This is a genomic window from Paenibacillus dendritiformis (assembly GCF_021654795.1).
GTDB lineage: Bacteria > Bacillota > Bacilli > Paenibacillales > Paenibacillaceae > Paenibacillus_B.
Genome location: NZ_AP025344.1, coordinates 2,283,138 through 2,300,967, shown reverse-complemented (window position 1 = coordinate 2,300,967; position 17,830 = coordinate 2,283,138). Strand labels below are relative to the sequence as shown.

Genomic DNA, 17,830 nt, shown 5'->3' with positions numbered 1-17,830 from the left:
AATCCTCCCTAAATCTTATTGTAGTTTTTGAATGCGATCCCACTGGTTGATAATATCGGTGACGCGAACGCCAAAATTCTCGTCAATGACGACAACCTCGCCTTTGGCGATAAGTTTGTTGTTGACCAGAATGTCGACCGGTTCGCCAGCCAGCTTGTCCAGCTCGATAATGGAACCTTGAGAGAGCTCTAGAATGTCCTTGATTTGTTTGTGTGTCCTCCCTAATTCTACTGTGACTTTGAGCGGGATGTCCAACAATAAATTTAGATTGGATTCATCATGCTGCGCATAAGATCCGGGTTGAAAACTCGCAAATTGCACCGGCTGGACATTAACGTTCCGGTTCGGCACATTGCCGAATGCGGAAGCCGCTCCGCTCTGCGGATCCAGGTGAACCGCAGGCATCGGCTGAGAGCCGTATGGCGGCTGCGCGTAAGGTGGTGCGTAAGGCTGTCCGTACGGCTGCTGAGGCGCTTGTCCTCCCGGGAGCGGCTGCTGCTCGATCCCCGCCATGGGCTGCTGGGCAGCTTGCTGAGCCGGAGGCGCATAGGGCGCTTCTTCCGCCGCGGGAGTCTCCGGCGAGGCTTCCGCTCCGGTCGACATCGATTCCGCCGTCCCCATCAAAATGCGGACCATGTCCTTCGCGAACGGCACCGTCAAGATTTGCATTATCGTCGAATCGATCAAATCGCCGATCGTAAGGCGGAATGAAATTTTGACCAGCACATTCGCGTCCGGCAGCGTGTCAAGCCCCTGCCCATCCGACATATTCAAGATGCCGATTCCCGGCGGAGAAATGTTCACCAACCGATTAAAAATCGTGGACATGGACGTCGCGGACGAGCCCATCATCTGGTTCATCGCTTCCTGCACGGCGCTGACGTGGATTTCGTTCAGCTCGCCGCTCAGGTTCGTGCCGTCGCCCCCCAGCATCAGATCCGCGATGACCTGCGCATCCGACGTCTTGATGACGAGGGAATTGACCCCTTCGAAGCCTTCAACATACTGCACGTGCACCGCGACATGCGGCTTCGGGAATTCCTCCTCCAGATTCTCGCGCTTCAGCAGCTTGATGCGGGGCGTCGTAATGTCCACCTTTTTGCCCAACAGGGTGGATAGCGCCGTAGCCGCACTGCCAAACGTAATATTGCCAATCTCACCAAGGGCATCGACTTCGATCGGATCCAAGTAGGAATCGATTGAAGGGGACTCCGCTTCGCCTTCAGGCGAATCGCCGCTCGACTTTTTCAACAGGGCGTCAATTTCCTCCTGCGACAAGTAATCTTTACTCGTCATGCTCTTCCACTCCTTCTTCCACGACTTGCTCGATTTGTACCGCTACGCGATCCTTGACTACACCCGGCGTGCCAATATATTTCATGCGGTCACCAACCCGAATCGTCAAACCGCTGTCAACCGGCTTGTTCAAGGCGATGACATCGCCGATTGATAACTGCATTAACTCCTGTACCGAAATCTGTGATGTGCCAAGTTCAACGGCGATCGGAAGCTTCGCCTTGCTAACCCGTTGGCGCAATTTTTCGATCTCAATCGGTTCCCGCGTTTTTTTCTCAGATACGAACCAATGATGCACGGACAGCTTCGGCATGATCGGCTCGATGACGACGTGAGGGATACATAAGTTGATCATCCCCGTCGTGTCCCCGATTTTGGTGCTCAATGAAATGAGCGCAATCGTCTCGTTCGGGGAGACAATTTGCATAAATTGAGGATTCGTCTCAAGTGCTTCCAGCCGCGGCCGGATATCGAGCACGCTCTTCCACGCCTCCTGGAGGCTCTCGAACGCCCGGCTGAAAATGCGCTCCATCACCGTCGTCTCAATCTCGGTCAGCGAGTTGATTTTCGAAGGGGCTACTCCGGCGCCGCCCAGCATGCGGTCAAGCATGGCAAAAGCAACGTTCGGGTTGACCTCGAGAACCATCCGGCCTTTGAGCGGCTCGGCCTCAAAAATATTCAAAATGGTCATTTTCGGTATCGAGCGGATGAACTCGTCATACGGCAACTGCTCGACCTGGACGACATTGATTTGCACGAAAGTACGCAATTGCGCGGAAAAATATGTCGTCAAAAATCTGGCGAAATTTTCATGGATGCGTGTCAAACTTCGAATGTGGTCTTTAGAAAAACGAACGGCACGCTTGAAATCGTACGAACGGATTTTACGCTGTGTTTCCTCTTTTTTTAGCTCTTCCGCATCCATTTCCCCCGAGGACAGCGCCGCGAGCAATGCGTCAATCTCGTTCTGCGATAGCACGTCTACCAATCGTTTCACCCCCTTACAGGAATCAGCTGAACATGTGTGTCAAATCTGCCGTCAAATCGGCGTAAGTATAAAGTCCGTCAAGTCTACTTGAACGACCTTGCCTTCCGGCAATTGCTTATTAATCAGTTCGAGCAACTTGGCACACAGCTGATCCTGACCCTTCATACCTTGCAAGTCTTCCGGTTTCATATCAGCCAAGGTTCTGAGAATGAGAGGCTTGATGCGAACATCCTTGATCTTGTCGAACTGCTCCTTCGTCTTCTTCGTGTCCAATTGGAACGCGAAGCCGGTGAAGACGACATAGTCGCGGTCTGCCAGATTCGTCTTGATGTCGGTCATCGTTGACGTCATCTCCACGATTTCTTCAGCCGATAATCTTACAGTGTGCACTTGCTGTGCTCCAGGCGCATTGCCTTTGCCATTCGTATTGATCATCATAATCACGACAAGGGCGATCAGGGTCAGCGCAAGCAGGAGTGTGATCATCCACGGCATCATTCGTTTCATGGTTGTCCCTCCGATGGTTCTGTCTTCTTCGTTCCGGCGATGATACCGACGGAGCGAACATAGCGTTCGATCCGTTCAATCACTTCCGGCCCCTTCTCCAGTACGATGAACTTCTTCCCTGTCGTCAATGTGATGTAGGTGTCGGGCGTCTCTTCAACGGTCTCGATGAGAAGGGCGTTCACCCACATGGGAGAACCGTTCAATCGCGTGACGGATATCATCCAAATCCTCCTTTGCCTCTTCATTCCAGGCCCCGATGCCGGCCGTTCACCGGCGGCATCAGGGCTTGGAACGGATTACTGTCGCATTATCGCTTCAGATTGACGACTTCCTGCAGCACTTCGTCGGAGGTCGTAATGATCCGCGAGTTCGCCTGGAAGCCGCGCTGGGCCACGATCATTTCGGTGAACTCGCCCGTCAGGTCGACGTTCGACATTTCGAGCTGGCCTGCGATAATCGCGCCGGTGCCTGCCTCCGGGTCATTCGCGGTGACAATCTCGGCTTCCCCCTCCTCGACCGCGTTCGGGGTCAAGCGGTACAGGTTGCCCCCGATTTTCTCAAGGCCTTCCGGGTTGACGACCTTGATTACGCCGAGCTGCACGCCCGTCGCTTCGGTCGTGCCGTCATCCCGCTTCGCGATAATCTCGCCGGTCTGCGAGATGGAGAAGGCGACGATATCCTCTTCCAGCTGAATCACCCCGCCGGCGGAATCGAGCACATTCAAGCCATCCGAGGTGACCAGCGTCCGGTTCGCATCCAGATGGAAATCGCCTGCGCGCGTCAGGAACGGAGCATCCTGATCCTCGCCTAACGAGACAGCGAAGAAGCCGTCGCCGTCGATTCGCAAGTCGAGCGGACGGTTCGTCATCATCGCGCTTCCCGGCGTATGGACGGTATCGATGGAAGCGAGGGAGACGCCGAGCCCGATCTGCTTCGCGTTCACCCCGCCGGAGTTATCGTTCGGCGCTGTCGTGCCGTCTATCGTCTGGCTCATAATGTCCTTGAACATGACGCGGCTGCCTTTGAAGCCGACGGTATTGACGTTGGCAATGTTGTTGCCGATGACGTCCAGTTTCGTCTGAAAGCCGCGCATGCCGGATACGCCGGAATACATCGATCGAATCATCGTATTACCTCCAATGTCTTAATGGTACATCCTCAAAATAAAGGGCTCACTTCGGTCGTTCCATGAGCCGAGGCCTCCTTGCGGTCCAGCCTCTAGACCCGCCATGCCTCAATCATTGAGGAGAATGGCGCTGTCGATCTGCGTAAAAACATGATTTTGCCGCGTCGCTTCATCCAATGCCGTAATGACGGTACGGGACGGCACATTGACGATGAAGGCCTGGTTGTTCATGATGACGAGCGATTGCCGCGCCCCCTTCTCCTCGGCCTGCTTCATCGCCTGATTCATCTTGGCGACCAGCTCCGGAGTCAGGTTCATGCCCCGCTCTGTCATGCGGGTCCTGGCATGATGGCTGAAGCGGACATCGTTCGTGCGCTGCAGCTCCTGCTGAAAGAGCTGCTGGAAGCTTGCCTTGCTCTCGCTCTGCCGGGCCGGCTTCAGCCGTTCAGGCTGCTGGACGGCCTGTATCGGCGCGGTTGGGCCTAAATGCCCAAATGAGCCTCCGATATTCATGACTGGCCTTCCGATCCCGGTGCAGGAGACGCTTCCTCAGGCGTCTCGGATCCAGGCTGCTCCGGCTGTTGAGGTTGTTCCGGCTCTTCCGTGCCAGGCGCTTCTCCCGGTTCGCGAATTTCCGCGATCGTGCTCAAGTCGACTTCATCCTTCCCGACCTTGGCGTATGATTTGCCCTCGCGGATAATCATTGACTCGACGATGCCGGTTCTCAATATCGGATTCTTGTCCTCCTGACCGTCTTTGCCCACCTGATATTCCTTATCCTCGGACTTGCCGTACCATGTGATCTCTTTGCCGATGAGGCTGGAAGACATGCCGAGCGCCTGGTGCAGGCTTCCGAGCTGGGTCTGGATATTCATCAACTGCTCGACGGAGCTGAATTGGGCCATCTGCGCGATGAAGTCCCGGTCCTGCATCGGCTGCATCGGATCCTGATTTTGCAGCTGCGTAATCAAAATTTTCAAAAATTCATCTTTTCCCAGCGTCTGGCCGTCCTTCTTGCTGGCCTGCGCTACATTCTCCTTGCTGTAGTTCGGCCAGGTGACGACTCTGCCGACTGCTGCATCTGATGCCATGGCCGCAACCTCCCTGATTGTTATCTGCCATTACTTCCACGTTACACGCTTGCGCTGAAGGTGGAATTCCCGCCGAGCAGCTGCGCTGCCCGCAGCTCCTCCTCGGTCTCCAAAGCCCCTGCAAGCTCATCCAAAGTCAGCGGCTTGCCCTGCTTCGATCCCCGTTCCGACGATTGCTGACGGTGGGTATCCTGCTGTCTCCGCTCCTCCTGGAACGGAGAGGAATTCAACGCATTCGACGATTGCTGGGACACTTCGATCTTCTCCACTTGAATTCCTTGCGATTGCAGCGCGCCGCGCAGCATGGACATTTGCTGCTCCAGCATATCCTTCGCCATCAGATGCTCCGTCAAGAAGCGGGCCGTCAACTGGCCGTTCTGAATCGTCAGTCGAACTTCTACCTGCCCCAGATGTTCCGGATACAGGGAAATCTTCGCTTCCGACATCGTCCCAATCCGGCTGAACCGCAGCTGCTTCACCATGAAGCCGGCCATTTCATCCGCGAAGCGGTCCGCATGGATGACGGGCAGCGGCTTCGTCGAGTTAAGGCCTTCCTGGCGCAGCGCCCACTGGCCTGCCTGCATGACTTGTCCGATCTGCGGCTCCGGCTGCGCATGATCCGGACCGCTCGCGGCTTCCGCCGCCGGCTTGATCCCGGCCGATGCCGCCGGCATGATATCCGCCTGCGTCACGGACTGGGCTTGCGCCGCTGCAGCCCGCCCCGCATTCGCGGATGCCGCTGTCGCCGGCCCGTTGGCCTCGCCTGCCTGCTTCAGCATGTCAGCGAGCCGCGCGATCCACCGCAACCCCTCGGCTGGCTGCGCCTGTTCGCCTGTGGCGCTTGCTGCCGGATGGGGAAGCTCCGATCCTGCGCCTTGCGTCTGCCGCCCGGCGCCTGCCTGCGCTTGGCTCTGCATGGCGAGCGCCGTCTCCGCCGCGGCCGCCGCTTGCCCGCTTCCGGCAAGCTGAGCCAGCACAGGGGCATCCGCTTGCTTCGCTTCCAGCAGACCCGCGAGTTGAGCGAGCACATCCCGAACCGCGATCGTAATCGTGGACGGCTGCTCGATCAGAACGTTCGGGCTCTGGGACGCTGCATCGGAATGCTCCGCATTCGGCTGCTGTCCGTTCAGCCACTGCTGGGCTTGCAATACCCATTGCTGCAGCGCGGCGAACAGCTCCGGATTGCTCTCCAATTCATCGTCCGCCGATTGCAGCGAATCGAGCAGCGGTTGAAGCAATGCTTCAACGGCCTCCGCCGCTTCCTCCGGCAAGGCCGGCATATTGCCGATATCTTCGCCCAAGGTCAACAGCGAAGCCAAGCCGCCCGCCCATGCCGGCGCCTCGCCCGATGTATCCATGCACTGCGAGAGCACGGTCCAGAATCCGGCTCCTCCGTCAGCCGCTCCAGCCTTCGCCTGCGTGCCGCCCATGACCGGGGCTGCGCTTCCGGCCGAAATATTCATAATGCTTCCTGCCATATTTTTCACCTCCTTTCAAGCTGACTTAAATTTGTATCCTCTTGTTGATCATTTGCTTGGAAGCAGCTTCGAGACGAGCTTCGCCGTCGCTGCCTTGTCTTCCTCCGTCATCGCGTTCAGCAAGCGGGATCGGGTCGCATCATCGACCGTATTCAACACATTCAGCGCCTTCTCCGGACTGATTTTCGCCGTTTCGAGCAAGATGCTGGCCGCGCTCTTCGGCGTCATGCTGGAGAAGGTCTGGCTGAGCTGCGTCCGATCGAGACCATTGTGCGCTTCCTTCGACGTTTCGTTCTTCTTGAGGCGCGCCTGCAGCGCACGAACCTCCAGATTGTCCGCCGGCTTCACATCCTTGAGGCGAATCGACGCGTCGGCGGCTACTTTCGGGTTCATCTTTTCCAGGATCTTCGCCCTGTCTTCCTGCTTCATCGCATCCAGCACAAGAACGAGCTCCTCCGGCGCCAAGTTCTCCAGAATCGGGGCCGATTTGCTTGGCATCATCTTGGCATACAGATTGGCGAGATCCTTCACCTGCTGCGCATACTGCTCTTCCGTCAACTGCTCCTCACGCCGTTCGGCCCGCAAGTCTTTGATTTCCTTGTTCAAAGTCGCAACCTGCTCTTCAAGCTTCTTGCGCGAATCGGCCAGATTGCGGAGGTCGGCGTCCTTGGAAGCCAACAGCGCCTTCAGTTCGGCAATCTGCTCTTCCTGTTCCTTTTGAATGTTTTTGTTCTCCTTCTTCTCTTTGCCGGGTTCCTTGCCCTCGGCTTTATCCTTATCGGAAGAAATCCATTGATTTACGATCGGGATATTTTCCGCCAAGGCTATCATTTGGTTGCGCCAGTTCGCATTGAACAGCGTAAGCAGCACGGCTAACAAAATGATCGTAAACAAAATTGGGGTCGCAAAGAACAAAAACCGTTCAAAGCCCGAATATCCACTTTCCTTTTCTACTGATTCCTGATTCATCTCTGCCACTCTCATCCCTCCTGCTGAAGCGGCGGGACCGAACTGCCGCGCCTGACCTGTGTTCTAGCGGGCCGCCATATGGTAGCGGACGGTCGCCAGTTCGTCCAATTCATTCTGTTCCCATGCAGCAAGCCGTTGTCTGAACTGCGCTTCCGCCTTTTCCCTGGCTTTGGTCCACACTTTTTCGTCTGTCATCCGCACGGCCAGCTCGCCCTGTTTGTTCTGCACGTTGGCTTCCGCGGCGTTGACCTGCTCATTCGCCAAGTCAACCTGCGATTCCATGTAGGCGATATATTGCTGCCAGGCCTGAAGGCTGGAGGCGGAGGCGCGAGCATCCACCTGACGCTGGAGCTCTTCCCGAGCGTGCCGCAGATCTGCCGTGCACTGCTGAAGCTGGCTCTCCTTCGTCATCAGGTCGCCCACGGCTTCGGACAATATCCATTCCGCCTGCTTTTTCTCGTTGGTCTTCAAGTCTAGCACTTTTTGCAAAGCGTATTGAAAGCCACGCACCGGTCACTCAACCTCCTGGAAATTGCATTAATAATCGTTCAATCGTCTCGTTGTATGGAGCACTCTCATCGATTCTCTGCTTCGTAAAGGCATGAATGTCATCTATAAATTCCAGTGCTTCGTCTATGGCGGGGTTGCTCCCCCGCTGATATGCGCCGATATTAATCAAATCCTCAGATTCACGGTACACGGCGAGAAGCCGCTTCAACTGCTCCGCTGCCAATTGGTGTTCGCGGGGCACGATATCCTTCATCACCCGGCTCACGCTGGCCAAAATGTCGATCGCGGGGAAATGCCCCTTGTTCGCGATATTCCGGTTCAGGACGATATGGCCGTCCAAAATCCCGCGCACGGCATCGGCAATCGGCTCGTTCATGTCGTCGCCGTCGACGAGCACCGTATAGAAGGCGGTAATCGATCCGGCCGGGCCTGTCCCGGAGCGTTCCAGCAGCTTCGGCAGGCTGGCGAAGACGGAAGGCGTATATCCCCGGGTCGCAGGAGGCTCGCCGATCGCCAGTCCGACTTCACGCATCGCCATCGCGTAACGGGTCACCGAATCCATCATCAGCATTACGTTCATGCCGCGGTCCCGGAAATATTCCGCTATCGTAGTCGCAATCAACGCGCCCTTGATACGGACCAGCGCCGGCTGATCCGAAGTCGCGACGACAACGACCGACCGGGCCAGTCCTTCCGGGCCGAGATCTCGCTCGATGAACTCGAGCACTTCGCGCCCGCGTTCGCCGATGAGCGCAATCACGTTCACATCGGCGGCCGTATTGCGCGCGATCATGCCGAGCAGCGTGCTCTTGCCTACCCCGGAACCGGCAAATATTCCGACGCGCTGTCCATTGCCGATCGTCAACAGGCCGTCAATCGCCCGCACGCCGACGCCAATCGGTTCCAGCACCCGCGGCCGGGCCAGCGGGTTGGACGGAACGGCAGTCGTGGAATAGCTGGACATCCTCGTCGGGAGGAAGGAGCCATCGAGCGGCTGCCCCAGACCGTCCAGCACTTTGCCGAGCAGCTCCGATCCGACCGGAACGGTCAACGGTTTCCCGGTGCCCACGACATCGCAGCCCGGACCTATCGCCTGCAGCTCGCCGAGCGGCATCAAGAGCACCTTGTTGTCGCGGAATCCGACAACTTCCGCCATCAGCGGCTTGCTCCCCTTGGTCGGGTAAATATAGCAGACTTCCCCTACGCTCGCGTCAGGCCCTTCCGACTCCACCGTAAGCCCTATGACCTGCGTTACTTTGCCATTGACGCGGACCGGGTCGATCTGGGCTAAATAGTCGACATATTTCTCGGCGTTCCATTTCACCTCATGCGTCATGGCCATTCTGCTCCTCATGCTGCACCGCTGCCTGCATCAGCGCTTTTTTGATCTCCGTCAACTGCGTGTCAATTCGCGCATCGATGCTCCCGAGCGCGGAGCGGACGACGCAGCCTCCGTCGTTCACGCTGGAGTCCGGTATAATCTGCAATTCTGCCTGCGAATCGACGGCGAGACTGAGCTCTTCCCTTGCCGCATGCACATAGGCGAATTGCTCGGGCGAGACACACAGCGTAATCGTTCCGCTTTCCCGCTTCCGGGACAGCGTCTTGCGGGCCAGTTCCAGCACGATCTCCGGTTCGACGGAGAGCTGCTTCTGAATGATCTTCTCCGCGACCGCGCAGCTGAGAGAGACAACGAACGGCTCCGCCTCCTGGATTAACTGCTCCTTCGCCTGGTAGGCTTGGCGCAGCACAGACTCGGCCTCTGCTATTTTGCGTTCGTAAGCTTCCTTAATCTCCTGCTCCGCGCGCGCCATGCCTTCCCGATAGCCGGTCTCATAGCTATCGCTTCGCGTGGATTCGACCAGCTGCTCGTCCTGCTTGCGCCGTTCTTCCCACCAAGCGTCGATCTGGCTCTGCGCTTCTTCCTTCACCCGCTCCGCTTCTTCGGTCGCTTGCCGCAAATGCTCTTCGGCGAAGGATCGCGCATCATCGAGAATCGACTGCCTCAGCTCGGCGAGCTGTTCATCCTGGTTGAGCAGCGTTTCCTTGGTCAACGGCTCCGGCGCTGCCGCAGCCTCCTCCTCGCTCCGCTGCTGCTGGTGCCGCCGAACCGCTTCAATCAATCTCATCTGCTCCAACGGAACATATTGAGTCGATTTGATGACATTAGACAACGATATCATCTCCTCCGCCGCGTGCGATGATAATCTCACCCGACTCTTCTAAGCGGCGTATCGTCGACACGATCCGCGTCTGCGCCTCTTCCACGTCGCGCAGCCGAACCGGTCCCATAAACTCCATTTCCTCCTTGAACGTATCGGCCATCCGTTTGGACATGTTGCGGAAAATCGCTTCGCGCACTTCCTCGCTGGCCACTTTGAGCGCAAGCTGCAAGTCGGCATTGTCAATATCCCGAATGATACGTTGGATAGAACGGTTGTCGATATTGACGATATCTTCGAATACGAACATTCTCTTCTTGATCTCTTCCGCCAGTTCCGGATCCTGAATCTCCAGGGAATCCAGAATCGTGCGTTCGGTCCCGCGATCGACGCCGTTCAAAATCTTGACGACGGACTCGATGCCGCCCGCGCTTGTATAGTCCTGCGTCACGGTTGACGACAACTTCTGTTCCAGCACGCGCTCGACCTGGTTGATCACTTCCGGGGACGTGCTGTCCATCAAGGCGACTCTGCGCGCCACCTCCGCCTGCTTCTCCTGCGGAAGGGAAGACAAGATCGTCGATGCCTGCTCTGTCTGCAGGTAAGAGAGCACGAGGGCGATGGTTTGGGCATTTTCGTTCTGAATAAAATTGAAGATCTGCGACGCTTCCGCCTTGCGCGCAAAGTCGAACGGTCTGACCTGCAGCGTAGCGGTCAGGCGGTTGATAATATCGACCGCCTTCTGCGAGCCCAACGCCTTCTCGAGAATCTCCTTGGCGTAACTGATGCCGCCCTGGGATATGTACTCCTGCGCCAGGCAGATTTGGTGGAACTCGCTCATGACCGATTCTTTTTCCGCCGCATCCACCTTACGCACATTCGCAATTTCCAACGTTAATTGTTCGATTTCCTCATCCCGCAAGTGCTTAAAGATTTGGGCTGACACCTCAGGTCCGAGCGTGATGAGCAAAATCGCCGCTTTCTGTCTGCCGGTCAATGCTCCGCTTCCTTTTGTCACGTTGCTCACCTCGATTCGTCAACAAGCCATGTGCGCAGCAATTTCACAAACTCTTCCGGCTTTTTCTTCGCCAGCATTTCCAATTGCTTGCGCACCTGATGCTCGCCCGTCAGATTCTCTAAATCAATGGATGGAAGCTCAACATGAGTAGGCAGCGGAGAGAGTTCGTCCGTATACACTTCTTCCGCCCGTCTGCGGCGGCGAACGACCGCATAGGCAATTCCGCCTACGATAACTAGTAATGCAAGCGCACCCGCGCCATACCATACCCAGTTCGGAACCGTGCTGGCCGTGGCTGTTCCCCCATCTTTAGCACCATTTTGGGTAATTACTGAAACTTTTTGTGTCAATTCTTCGTCTGTATATGTAGCACCTGAATCTTTTAACTGCGCAGCGACGATCGAACGGAGCACCTTTTCGATCGCATCGATTTGGGCAGGCTCCATATTGTTCGCGTCAACCGCTGCGTGTATGGTCAGGTCTTTCACGGCATACGGACTGGACTCAATCAGATTTTTGATGCGGTTCACATCATAATTGATCGTCCGCTGGCTCTTCTCGGACGTCGAATCCCCGCTTCCCGAAGCGGAAGGATAGTTCGGCACTTCGCCGTCTCCGACGCCTGCGACGCCGCCCGTTTGCCCGCTTTTACCGCTGTAGGATTCCTGCAGCTCCTGAACGCTGATTTCGATCCCTTTCATCTCCTCCGTATTGACCGGAGTGACAAGATCTTCCTGTTTTTGAACTTTATCGAAATTCAGCTTCGCGGACACCAGCACGCTTACTTTGTCCGCCGGCACATAGGCGCCGAGGAATTCTTGTATTTTCATGCGGATATCATTCTCATACTTGCGCTGAATTTTGAGCTGCTCATCCACCTCGCCGAAGATGCTCTTGGACGCGCCGCCTTGCGAGTCGGAAGCGAACATGGGACCTTCATCGCTCGAGATGGTGATATCGTCAATCGCCAAGTTGGGAACCGCGGTCTTGACCAGATTGAAGTATCCGTCAACCGCCGCCTGATTCGGCTGATATCCAGGCTTAAATTTCAACACAATAGAAGCCGACGCCTGTTCCTGCTCCGGTGTTGCGAAGACCGTCTCCTTCGGGAGATTAATGATGGCCTTGGCATCTTGAACACCGTTCATAAGACGCAGCAATCTTTCGATTTCGCCGTTCAGGGCGTTCTTGTAGCGGACATCGAACACGTTGTCCGTCATTCCGCCCATTAACCCGTCGGCCCCGAACGATTCGAAGCCAATCGAACCGTTCTTGACGATGCCCTGGGCTCCGATGTCGACCTTAACTTTGGCCGCCGAGGCGCTGGGAACGGATATTTTGCTGCCGTCGCCGCTGAGCTCGTACGGGATGCGGTTCGAATTCAAATATTCAATGATGCCGGCGGCATCATTGGCGTTCAGGTTTTCAAAAGCAAGCTCATACTCTGTCTTTGTCAGCTGTGCCGTTACAATAACTGCAGCCAATATTACAAATGCGATTGTGGACAGCAGAAGTATTTTCTGCTTTTTACTGAATTGATTCCAGTATTGGGTTATTCGTTCCCGATACCGGCCGATGGTTTCATTCACTTCACGTCACCCTCCAGAACGATGTAAGACACTACCGCTGTTACATTTGCATGCGCATAATATCTTGATACGCCTCGATGACCTTGTTGCGTATTTGCGTCGTCAATTGCAGGCTGAGCAGCGCGCGTTCGGAGGCAATTTGGAGCTGATCGACATCAACTTCGCCCAGTATAAACTTGTCGCTCATTTCATGGACTTGCTTCTCTTGTGCATCAACTTGCTGAAGTGCATTCGCGAGAAAATTGCTGAATGTTTTGGTTACTTCAGCCGGTGTCTCGGCTTTTGTCGCTGGAGATATCGCCGCCGATAATGTCGCCGGAGTTGTCATGCTCAATGGAATCATCGTATTTTGTATCATTTGTTTTCCCCCTGTGGCAATGAACGGCTCTTGTTAGCAAGCAGGCTTGGTCTAGCCTTTGCCAATCTCCAATGCCTTCATAATCATGGATTTGGACGCATTAAGCGCCGTTACGTTCGCTTCGTAAGAGCGGGTGGCAGAGATCATGTCGACAATCTCCTTCATGATGTCGACATTCGGCATGTAGACATTTCCTTGTTCGTCCGCGTCCGGATGGGACGGATTGTAGACGATTTTATACGGTGTTGAGGTATCTTCCTTGATCTGGGCCACCTTGACTCCCTTGGCATTGCGCTGACCCTGCATCGCTTCTTGCAAGGACTGCTGGAAGGAAGACTCCATCGGCGCCATGACGACGACCTTGCGTGTATACGGCACGAACTTCCCGTTGACGTAATGCGCGCGCGTCGATTCCATATTCGCGATATTCGAGGAGATGACGTCCATTCTCAGGCGCTGGGCCGTAAGTCCGGACGAACTGATGCCGAAGCTGTTAGAAATATTCATACGTTACCGTTACCTCCTTACATCCATACCGGTTTTAAGCATGTTGATGTTATGGTTCAACTGTTGAATAAGCGTATAATATTTCAATTGATTCTCGCCCTGAAGGGCCATTTCCCGGTCAATGTCGACATTGTTGCGGTTGTTCCCCATTGCCGTGCTCTCATCCTGGACGATCTGCGGAGCCGGCACCCCGTTCGAAGGTCCGATATAGAAATGCCGCGGATCAGTGCGGCGACCGACAAGCGTTCCGCCGGTCATCTGATCACGAAGCAGCGACTCGAACTGCACTTCGGAGCGTTTATAGTACGGCGTATCGACATTCGCCACGTTCGCGTTGATCACATTTTGTCGAGCCGTGGAAGCTTGCATCGCGCCCTCCAACCGCTGGATATGTACGCCGCTCAACAAGTTCACAATCATCCCTCCTGATTAGTTAAAAATTCATATGATCACATATTCTCTGCTTGCGACGTTTCTCCTTCTCTTTCGACAAAAAACTTAGTTCTTTTGCATGATCGTGTCGAACTATGGGAGGGGATTTCCATAATCCAATAAATCTAGCCGATTATTCAATAAAAATGTTGAGTAATCATCATTTTTTGACAGAAGAAGATAATTAACGCCATACTTATCATCTTAAACTTTGGGTTATAACACAATAAGAAAAAAGCCCTATCTTTGGACTAAAAGTCAGGGCTTTTTTCAAATACTTTGTCGAATGGATCCCCTCGTTGGCTGCAGTCCCAAAAAGGGGAAATTTCGCATGATTTTTATAGGATATATTGGCTCAGATCCCGATTTTGCGCGATATCGGACAGCTTCTCCCGCACATATTCGGGCGTAATCCGGAAGTGATCAAGCGTCAGCTCCGGCGCCTCGAACGACAGATCCTCCAGCAGCTTCTCCATAATGGTCTGAAGGCGCCGGGCCCCGATATTTTCGGTGTTTTGATTGACATCGGCCGCAATCCGGGCAATTTCCCGTATCGCTTCATCGGTGAATTCGATCTGGATATTTTCCGTCTTCAACAATTCGACATACTGCTTCGTAATGGCATTCTTCGGTTCTGTCAGGATCGAGACAAAATCATTGAGCGACAAGCTGGTTAATTCGACACGAATCGGGAAACGCCCCTGCAACTCGGGAATGAGATCGGACGGCTTCGCGATATGGAATGCCCCTGCAGCGATGAAGAGCACATAGTCCGTCTTCACGGGCCCGTACTTGGTCATGATGGTGGAACCCTCCACAATCGGCAAAATATCGCGCTGCACTCCCTCGCGGGACACGTCAGGCCCGGATCCGCGCCCGCTGGAGGCAATCTTGTCAATCTCATCGATAAAGATGATGCCCGACTGCTCGGCACGCCGAATCGATTCCTGAATGACGTCATCCATGTCAATCAGCTTCGCGGCCTCCTCCTGGGTCAGCACCTTTCTCGCTTCCTTGATCGTGAGCTTGCGCTTCTTCATCCGCTTCGGAATGAGGCTGCCGAACATTTCCTGCATATTCATGCCCATCTGCTCATTGCCCGGGCCGGACAAGAAATCGAGCATGTTCGGGGCCGCGTCTTCCACATCGATCTCGATGATGTCGTTCTCCAGATTGCCTGACAGCAGATCGAACCGAACCTTTCTGCGCTTCTCCTGCAAGCCGGGCTCCGGCTCCTTCTCCGCCTGCTGCGACTGGGACTGGTTTTGGCCGAACAGCATCTCGAACGGATTGCGCTGCGCCTTGCTTTCCTTGGAGCTTGGGGCCAATATTTCCACGATTCGCTCATTCGCCATCTCTTCCGCTTTATCCTTGACTCGCTCGGTGCGCTCCAGCTTCACCATGCGGATCGCCGTCTCTACCAGATCGCGGACCATCGATTCGACATCGCGTCCGACATATCCCACTTCCGTAAACTTGGTCGCTTCCACCTTCACGAACGGAGCATTGACGAGCTTCGCCAGACGGCGGGCAATCTCGGTCTTCCCTACGCCCGTCGGCCCGATCATGAGAATGTTTTTCGGGACGATCTCATCCTGGATCGACTCATCCAGCAGGCTTCGCCGGTAACGGTTGCGAAGCGCGACAGCGACGGCCCGTTTGGCCATTTTCTGTCCGACGATATACTTATCCAATTCCGTGACAATCTGCCGCGGTGTCCATGCTTGTTGATTCATCTTATCCCTCCACCCGTATCTTGGTTGCTCCCTTTGCCGCTACAGTTCTTCGACAACAAGATTATCATTCGTATAGACGCAAATTTCCGCCGCAATATGCAGGGCGGCTTCAGCCATTTCACGAGCGGACAGATGCGTCGAATGCCGCTTGAGGGCCCGGGCCGCCGCCAGCGCGAACGAGCCGCCGGAGCCAATGGCGATCACTTCGTCATCCGGCTCGATGATTTCTCCCCCGCCCGAAATCAGCAGCACATGCTGCGCGTCCATCACAATCATAAGCGCCTCCAGCTTGCGAAGCACCTTATCCTGGCGCCAATCCTTCGCCAGTTCGACAGCCGCCCGCTGCAGGTTGCCATGATGCTCCTCCAGCTTGCCTTCGAATTTCTCGAAGAGCGTAATCGCATCCGCCACCGACCCGGCGAATCCCGCCAGCACCTGGCCGCGATACAGCCGGCGCACCTTGCGCGCATGCTGCTTCATAATCATGTTGTTCCCAAAGGTTACTTGACCGTCTCCCGCAATGGCAGCCTGCCCGTTATGTCTTACGGCGCAGATGGTCGTGGCATGAAATTGATATTCCACCGAAGCTCAACCTCCTGTCTATTATTCATCGGCTAGGACTAAAGAATCATTAAATGAAAAGAAAAGGAAACGGCACCGATCCGTGGCGAGCCGCTTCCTTTCCGCTGAACAAGCTGTTATGTGTTGAACAGACCCGCTTCGTCCCGGTACGCCTTCAAAGAATGGAGAGCGCGATGGGCCAGCGCTTCGTTCTTCTCTTTTTTGTTGCGGATCCGCTGCCCAAGCGGCGGGAAGAGCCCAAAATTGGCATTCATCGGCTGGAAATGCTTAAAATCGGCGGTCGTAATATAGCGCGCCATGCTTCCGAGAGCCGTATCCTCCGGAAGCAGGACGGGTTCGCTCCCTTTGGCGTAACGAGCCGCATTTAAGCCGGCCAGCAGTCCCGAAGCGGCCGATTCGACATATCCCTCCACTCCGGTCATCTGTCCTGCGAAGAAGAGCGACGGGCGGCCCTTCAATTGATAGGTCGCTTCCAGCAGCTTCGGCGAATTGATGAAGGTGTTGCGGTGCATGACGCCGTAGCGGACGAACTCCGCATTCTCCAGCCCCGGAATCATCCGGAACACCCGCTTCTGCTCGCCCCATTTGAGATGGGTCTGGAATCCTACGATATTATAGAGCGTACCCGCGGCATTGTCCTGGCGAAGCTGAATGACCGCATAAGGCGTCTTGCCGGTGCGCGGATCGGTCAACCCGACGGGCTTCATCGGCCCGAAGAGCGCCGTCTGCTTCCCGCGGCGCATCATGACCTCAATCGGCATGCAGCCCTCGAAATAAATTTCTTTCTCGAACTCCTTCAATTCCGCCGTCTCGGCCGTAACAAGCGCCTCGTAGAACGCATTGAACTCTTCCTCGTTCATCGGACAGTTCAAATACGCCGCTTCTCCCTTATCATAGCGGGAAGCCAGGAACACCTTGCTCATGTCGATGGAATCCTTCTCCACGATCGGCGCGGCCGCATCGTAAAAATAAAAATACTCCTCATCCATCAGCGCCTTAATCCGGTCGGACAATGCCGGCGACGTCAACGGACCGGTAGCGATGACGGCAACGCCGTCATCGGGAATCTCCGTCACTTCCTCGTGGCGGACTTCGACGAGCGGATGCTCGCTCAGCCGCCGCGTAATCTCGCCGGAAAAACCGTCCCGGTCGACGGCCAGCGCGCCTCCGGCCGGGACCGCATGCTTATCCGCCGCTTGCATAATAAGCGAATTCATAAGCCGCATTTCTTCCTTTAATACGCCGACCGCGTTGCTTAGCCCGTTCGCCCGCAAAGAGTTGCTGCATACCAGCTCCGCGAACTGGCCCGTATGGTGGGCCGGCGTCTGCTTCGCCGGCCGCATCTCATAGAGCGTGACCGCAACTCCCTGCTGCGCAGCCTGCCATGCCGCCTCGCTGCCGGCCAAGCCCGCACCGATAACGGTTACTCTTGGCTTATCCATCTGTCTTACATCCCCCTCGGTTGCCTGCGCCTGCTGCAG

The 17,830-nt window shown here is 55.5% G+C and carries 20 protein-coding genes; all 20 read right to left on the bottom strand.

The features are described from left to right. Positions 1–15: 15 nt before the first annotated feature. The gene (gene fliY / locus L6439_RS10010) at positions 16–1,296 is read right to left on the bottom strand and encodes a flagellar motor switch phosphatase FliY (protein ID WP_168177913.1); all 1,281 of its coding nucleotides are present in this window, start codon (positions 1,294–1,296) and stop codon (positions 16–18) included. After that, on the bottom strand, positions 1,286–2,284 hold the full coding sequence (fliM, locus tag L6439_RS10005; protein WP_168177912.1) for a flagellar motor switch protein FliM: 999 nt from the start codon (positions 2,282–2,284) through the stop codon (positions 1,286–1,288). Before fliM ends, fliY begins: the two co-directional genes overlap by 11 nt. A 51-nt stretch (positions 2,285–2,335) precedes the next feature. Continuing rightward, a complete protein-coding gene (locus L6439_RS10000; protein ID WP_168177911.1) occupies positions 2,336–2,791 on the bottom strand; it encodes a flagellar basal body-associated FliL family protein in 456 nt (151 codons plus the stop codon). Beyond that, the gene (locus L6439_RS09995) at positions 2,788–3,012 is read right to left on the bottom strand and encodes a flagellar FlbD family protein (protein WP_168177910.1); all 225 of its coding nucleotides are present in this window, start codon (positions 3,010–3,012) and stop codon (positions 2,788–2,790) included. Before L6439_RS09995 ends, L6439_RS10000 begins: the two co-directional genes overlap by 4 nt. 86 nt (positions 3,013–3,098) lie before the next feature. After that, a complete protein-coding gene (gene flgG / locus L6439_RS09990) occupies positions 3,099–3,917 on the bottom strand; it encodes a flagellar basal body rod protein FlgG (RefSeq protein ID WP_168177909.1) in 819 nt (272 codons plus the stop codon). A gap of 108 nt (positions 3,918–4,025) precedes the next feature. After that, positions 4,026–4,430 carry a TIGR02530 family flagellar biosynthesis protein gene (locus L6439_RS09985; protein ID WP_168177908.1) on the bottom strand — a complete coding sequence of 135 codons (405 nt, stop codon included), beginning with the start codon at positions 4,428–4,430 and terminating at the stop codon, positions 4,026–4,028. After that, positions 4,427–5,008: a flagellar hook capping FlgD N-terminal domain-containing protein gene (locus L6439_RS09980; protein ID WP_213470322.1), complete on the bottom strand. Its 582-nt coding sequence runs from the start codon at positions 5,006–5,008 to the stop codon at positions 4,427–4,429. The genes L6439_RS09985 and L6439_RS09980 overlap by 4 nt, the downstream gene beginning before the upstream one ends. A gap of 41 nt (positions 5,009–5,049) precedes the next feature. Continuing rightward, on the bottom strand, positions 5,050–6,486 hold the full coding sequence (locus tag L6439_RS09975; protein WP_213470320.1) for a flagellar hook-length control protein FliK: 1,437 nt from the start codon (positions 6,484–6,486) through the stop codon (positions 5,050–5,052). Positions 6,487–6,534: 48 nt separating this feature from the next. Next, the gene (locus tag L6439_RS09970) at positions 6,535–7,470 is read right to left on the bottom strand and encodes a MotE family protein (protein WP_237096809.1); all 936 of its coding nucleotides are present in this window, start codon (positions 7,468–7,470) and stop codon (positions 6,535–6,537) included. 48 nt (positions 7,471–7,518) lie between these two features. Then, positions 7,519–7,965 carry a flagellar export protein FliJ gene (fliJ, locus tag L6439_RS09965; RefSeq protein WP_213470316.1) on the bottom strand — a complete coding sequence of 149 codons (447 nt, stop codon included), beginning with the start codon at positions 7,963–7,965 and terminating at the stop codon, positions 7,519–7,521. Between the two features lie 7 nt (positions 7,966–7,972). After that, positions 7,973–9,301 (bottom strand): flagellar protein export ATPase FliI, encoded by a 1,329-nt coding sequence (gene fliI / locus L6439_RS09960; protein WP_168177921.1) that lies wholly within the window; start codon positions 9,299–9,301, stop codon positions 7,973–7,975. Further along, entirely contained in the window at positions 9,291–10,139 is an 849-nt protein-coding gene (locus tag L6439_RS09955; protein WP_168177903.1) for a FliH/SctL family protein, read from the bottom strand. The genes fliI and L6439_RS09955 overlap by 11 nt, the downstream gene beginning before the upstream one ends. After that, positions 10,132–11,145, bottom strand: coding sequence for a flagellar motor switch protein FliG (fliG, locus tag L6439_RS09950; protein WP_168177902.1), 1,014 nt, complete (start codon positions 11,143–11,145; stop codon positions 10,132–10,134). Before fliG ends, L6439_RS09955 begins: the two co-directional genes overlap by 8 nt. 5 nt (positions 11,146–11,150) lie before the next feature. After that, positions 11,151–12,734 carry a flagellar basal-body MS-ring/collar protein FliF gene (gene fliF / locus L6439_RS09945; RefSeq protein WP_213470314.1) on the bottom strand — a complete coding sequence of 528 codons (1,584 nt, stop codon included), beginning with the start codon at positions 12,732–12,734 and terminating at the stop codon, positions 11,151–11,153. A gap of 40 nt (positions 12,735–12,774) precedes the next feature. Continuing rightward, positions 12,775–13,092 (bottom strand): flagellar hook-basal body complex protein FliE, encoded by a 318-nt coding sequence (gene fliE / locus L6439_RS09940; RefSeq protein ID WP_168177900.1) that lies wholly within the window; start codon positions 13,090–13,092, stop codon positions 12,775–12,777. A gap of 51 nt (positions 13,093–13,143) precedes the next feature. Then, complete coding sequence (gene flgC, locus L6439_RS09935; RefSeq protein ID WP_168177899.1) at positions 13,144–13,599, bottom strand: flagellar basal body rod protein FlgC; 456 nt, start codon at positions 13,597–13,599, stop codon at positions 13,144–13,146. Between the two features lie 9 nt (positions 13,600–13,608). Next, positions 13,609–14,013 (bottom strand): flagellar basal body rod protein FlgB, encoded by a 405-nt coding sequence (gene flgB, locus L6439_RS09930; protein ID WP_168177898.1) that lies wholly within the window; start codon positions 14,011–14,013, stop codon positions 13,609–13,611. A gap of 356 nt (positions 14,014–14,369) precedes the next feature. Beyond that, positions 14,370–15,767 carry an ATP-dependent protease ATPase subunit HslU gene (gene hslU, locus L6439_RS09925; RefSeq protein WP_168177897.1) on the bottom strand — a complete coding sequence of 466 codons (1,398 nt, stop codon included), beginning with the start codon at positions 15,765–15,767 and terminating at the stop codon, positions 14,370–14,372. A gap of 39 nt (positions 15,768–15,806) precedes the next feature. Continuing rightward, positions 15,807–16,349 carry an ATP-dependent protease subunit HslV gene (gene hslV / locus L6439_RS09920; protein WP_168177896.1) on the bottom strand — a complete coding sequence of 181 codons (543 nt, stop codon included), beginning with the start codon at positions 16,347–16,349 and terminating at the stop codon, positions 15,807–15,809. Positions 16,350–16,465: 116 nt separating this feature from the next. Further along, positions 16,466–17,791 carry an FADH(2)-oxidizing methylenetetrahydrofolate--tRNA-(uracil(54)-C(5))-methyltransferase TrmFO gene (gene trmFO / locus L6439_RS09915; RefSeq protein WP_237096808.1) on the bottom strand — a complete coding sequence of 442 codons (1,326 nt, stop codon included), beginning with the start codon at positions 17,789–17,791 and terminating at the stop codon, positions 16,466–16,468. Between the last annotated feature and the right edge of the window lie 39 nt (positions 17,792–17,830).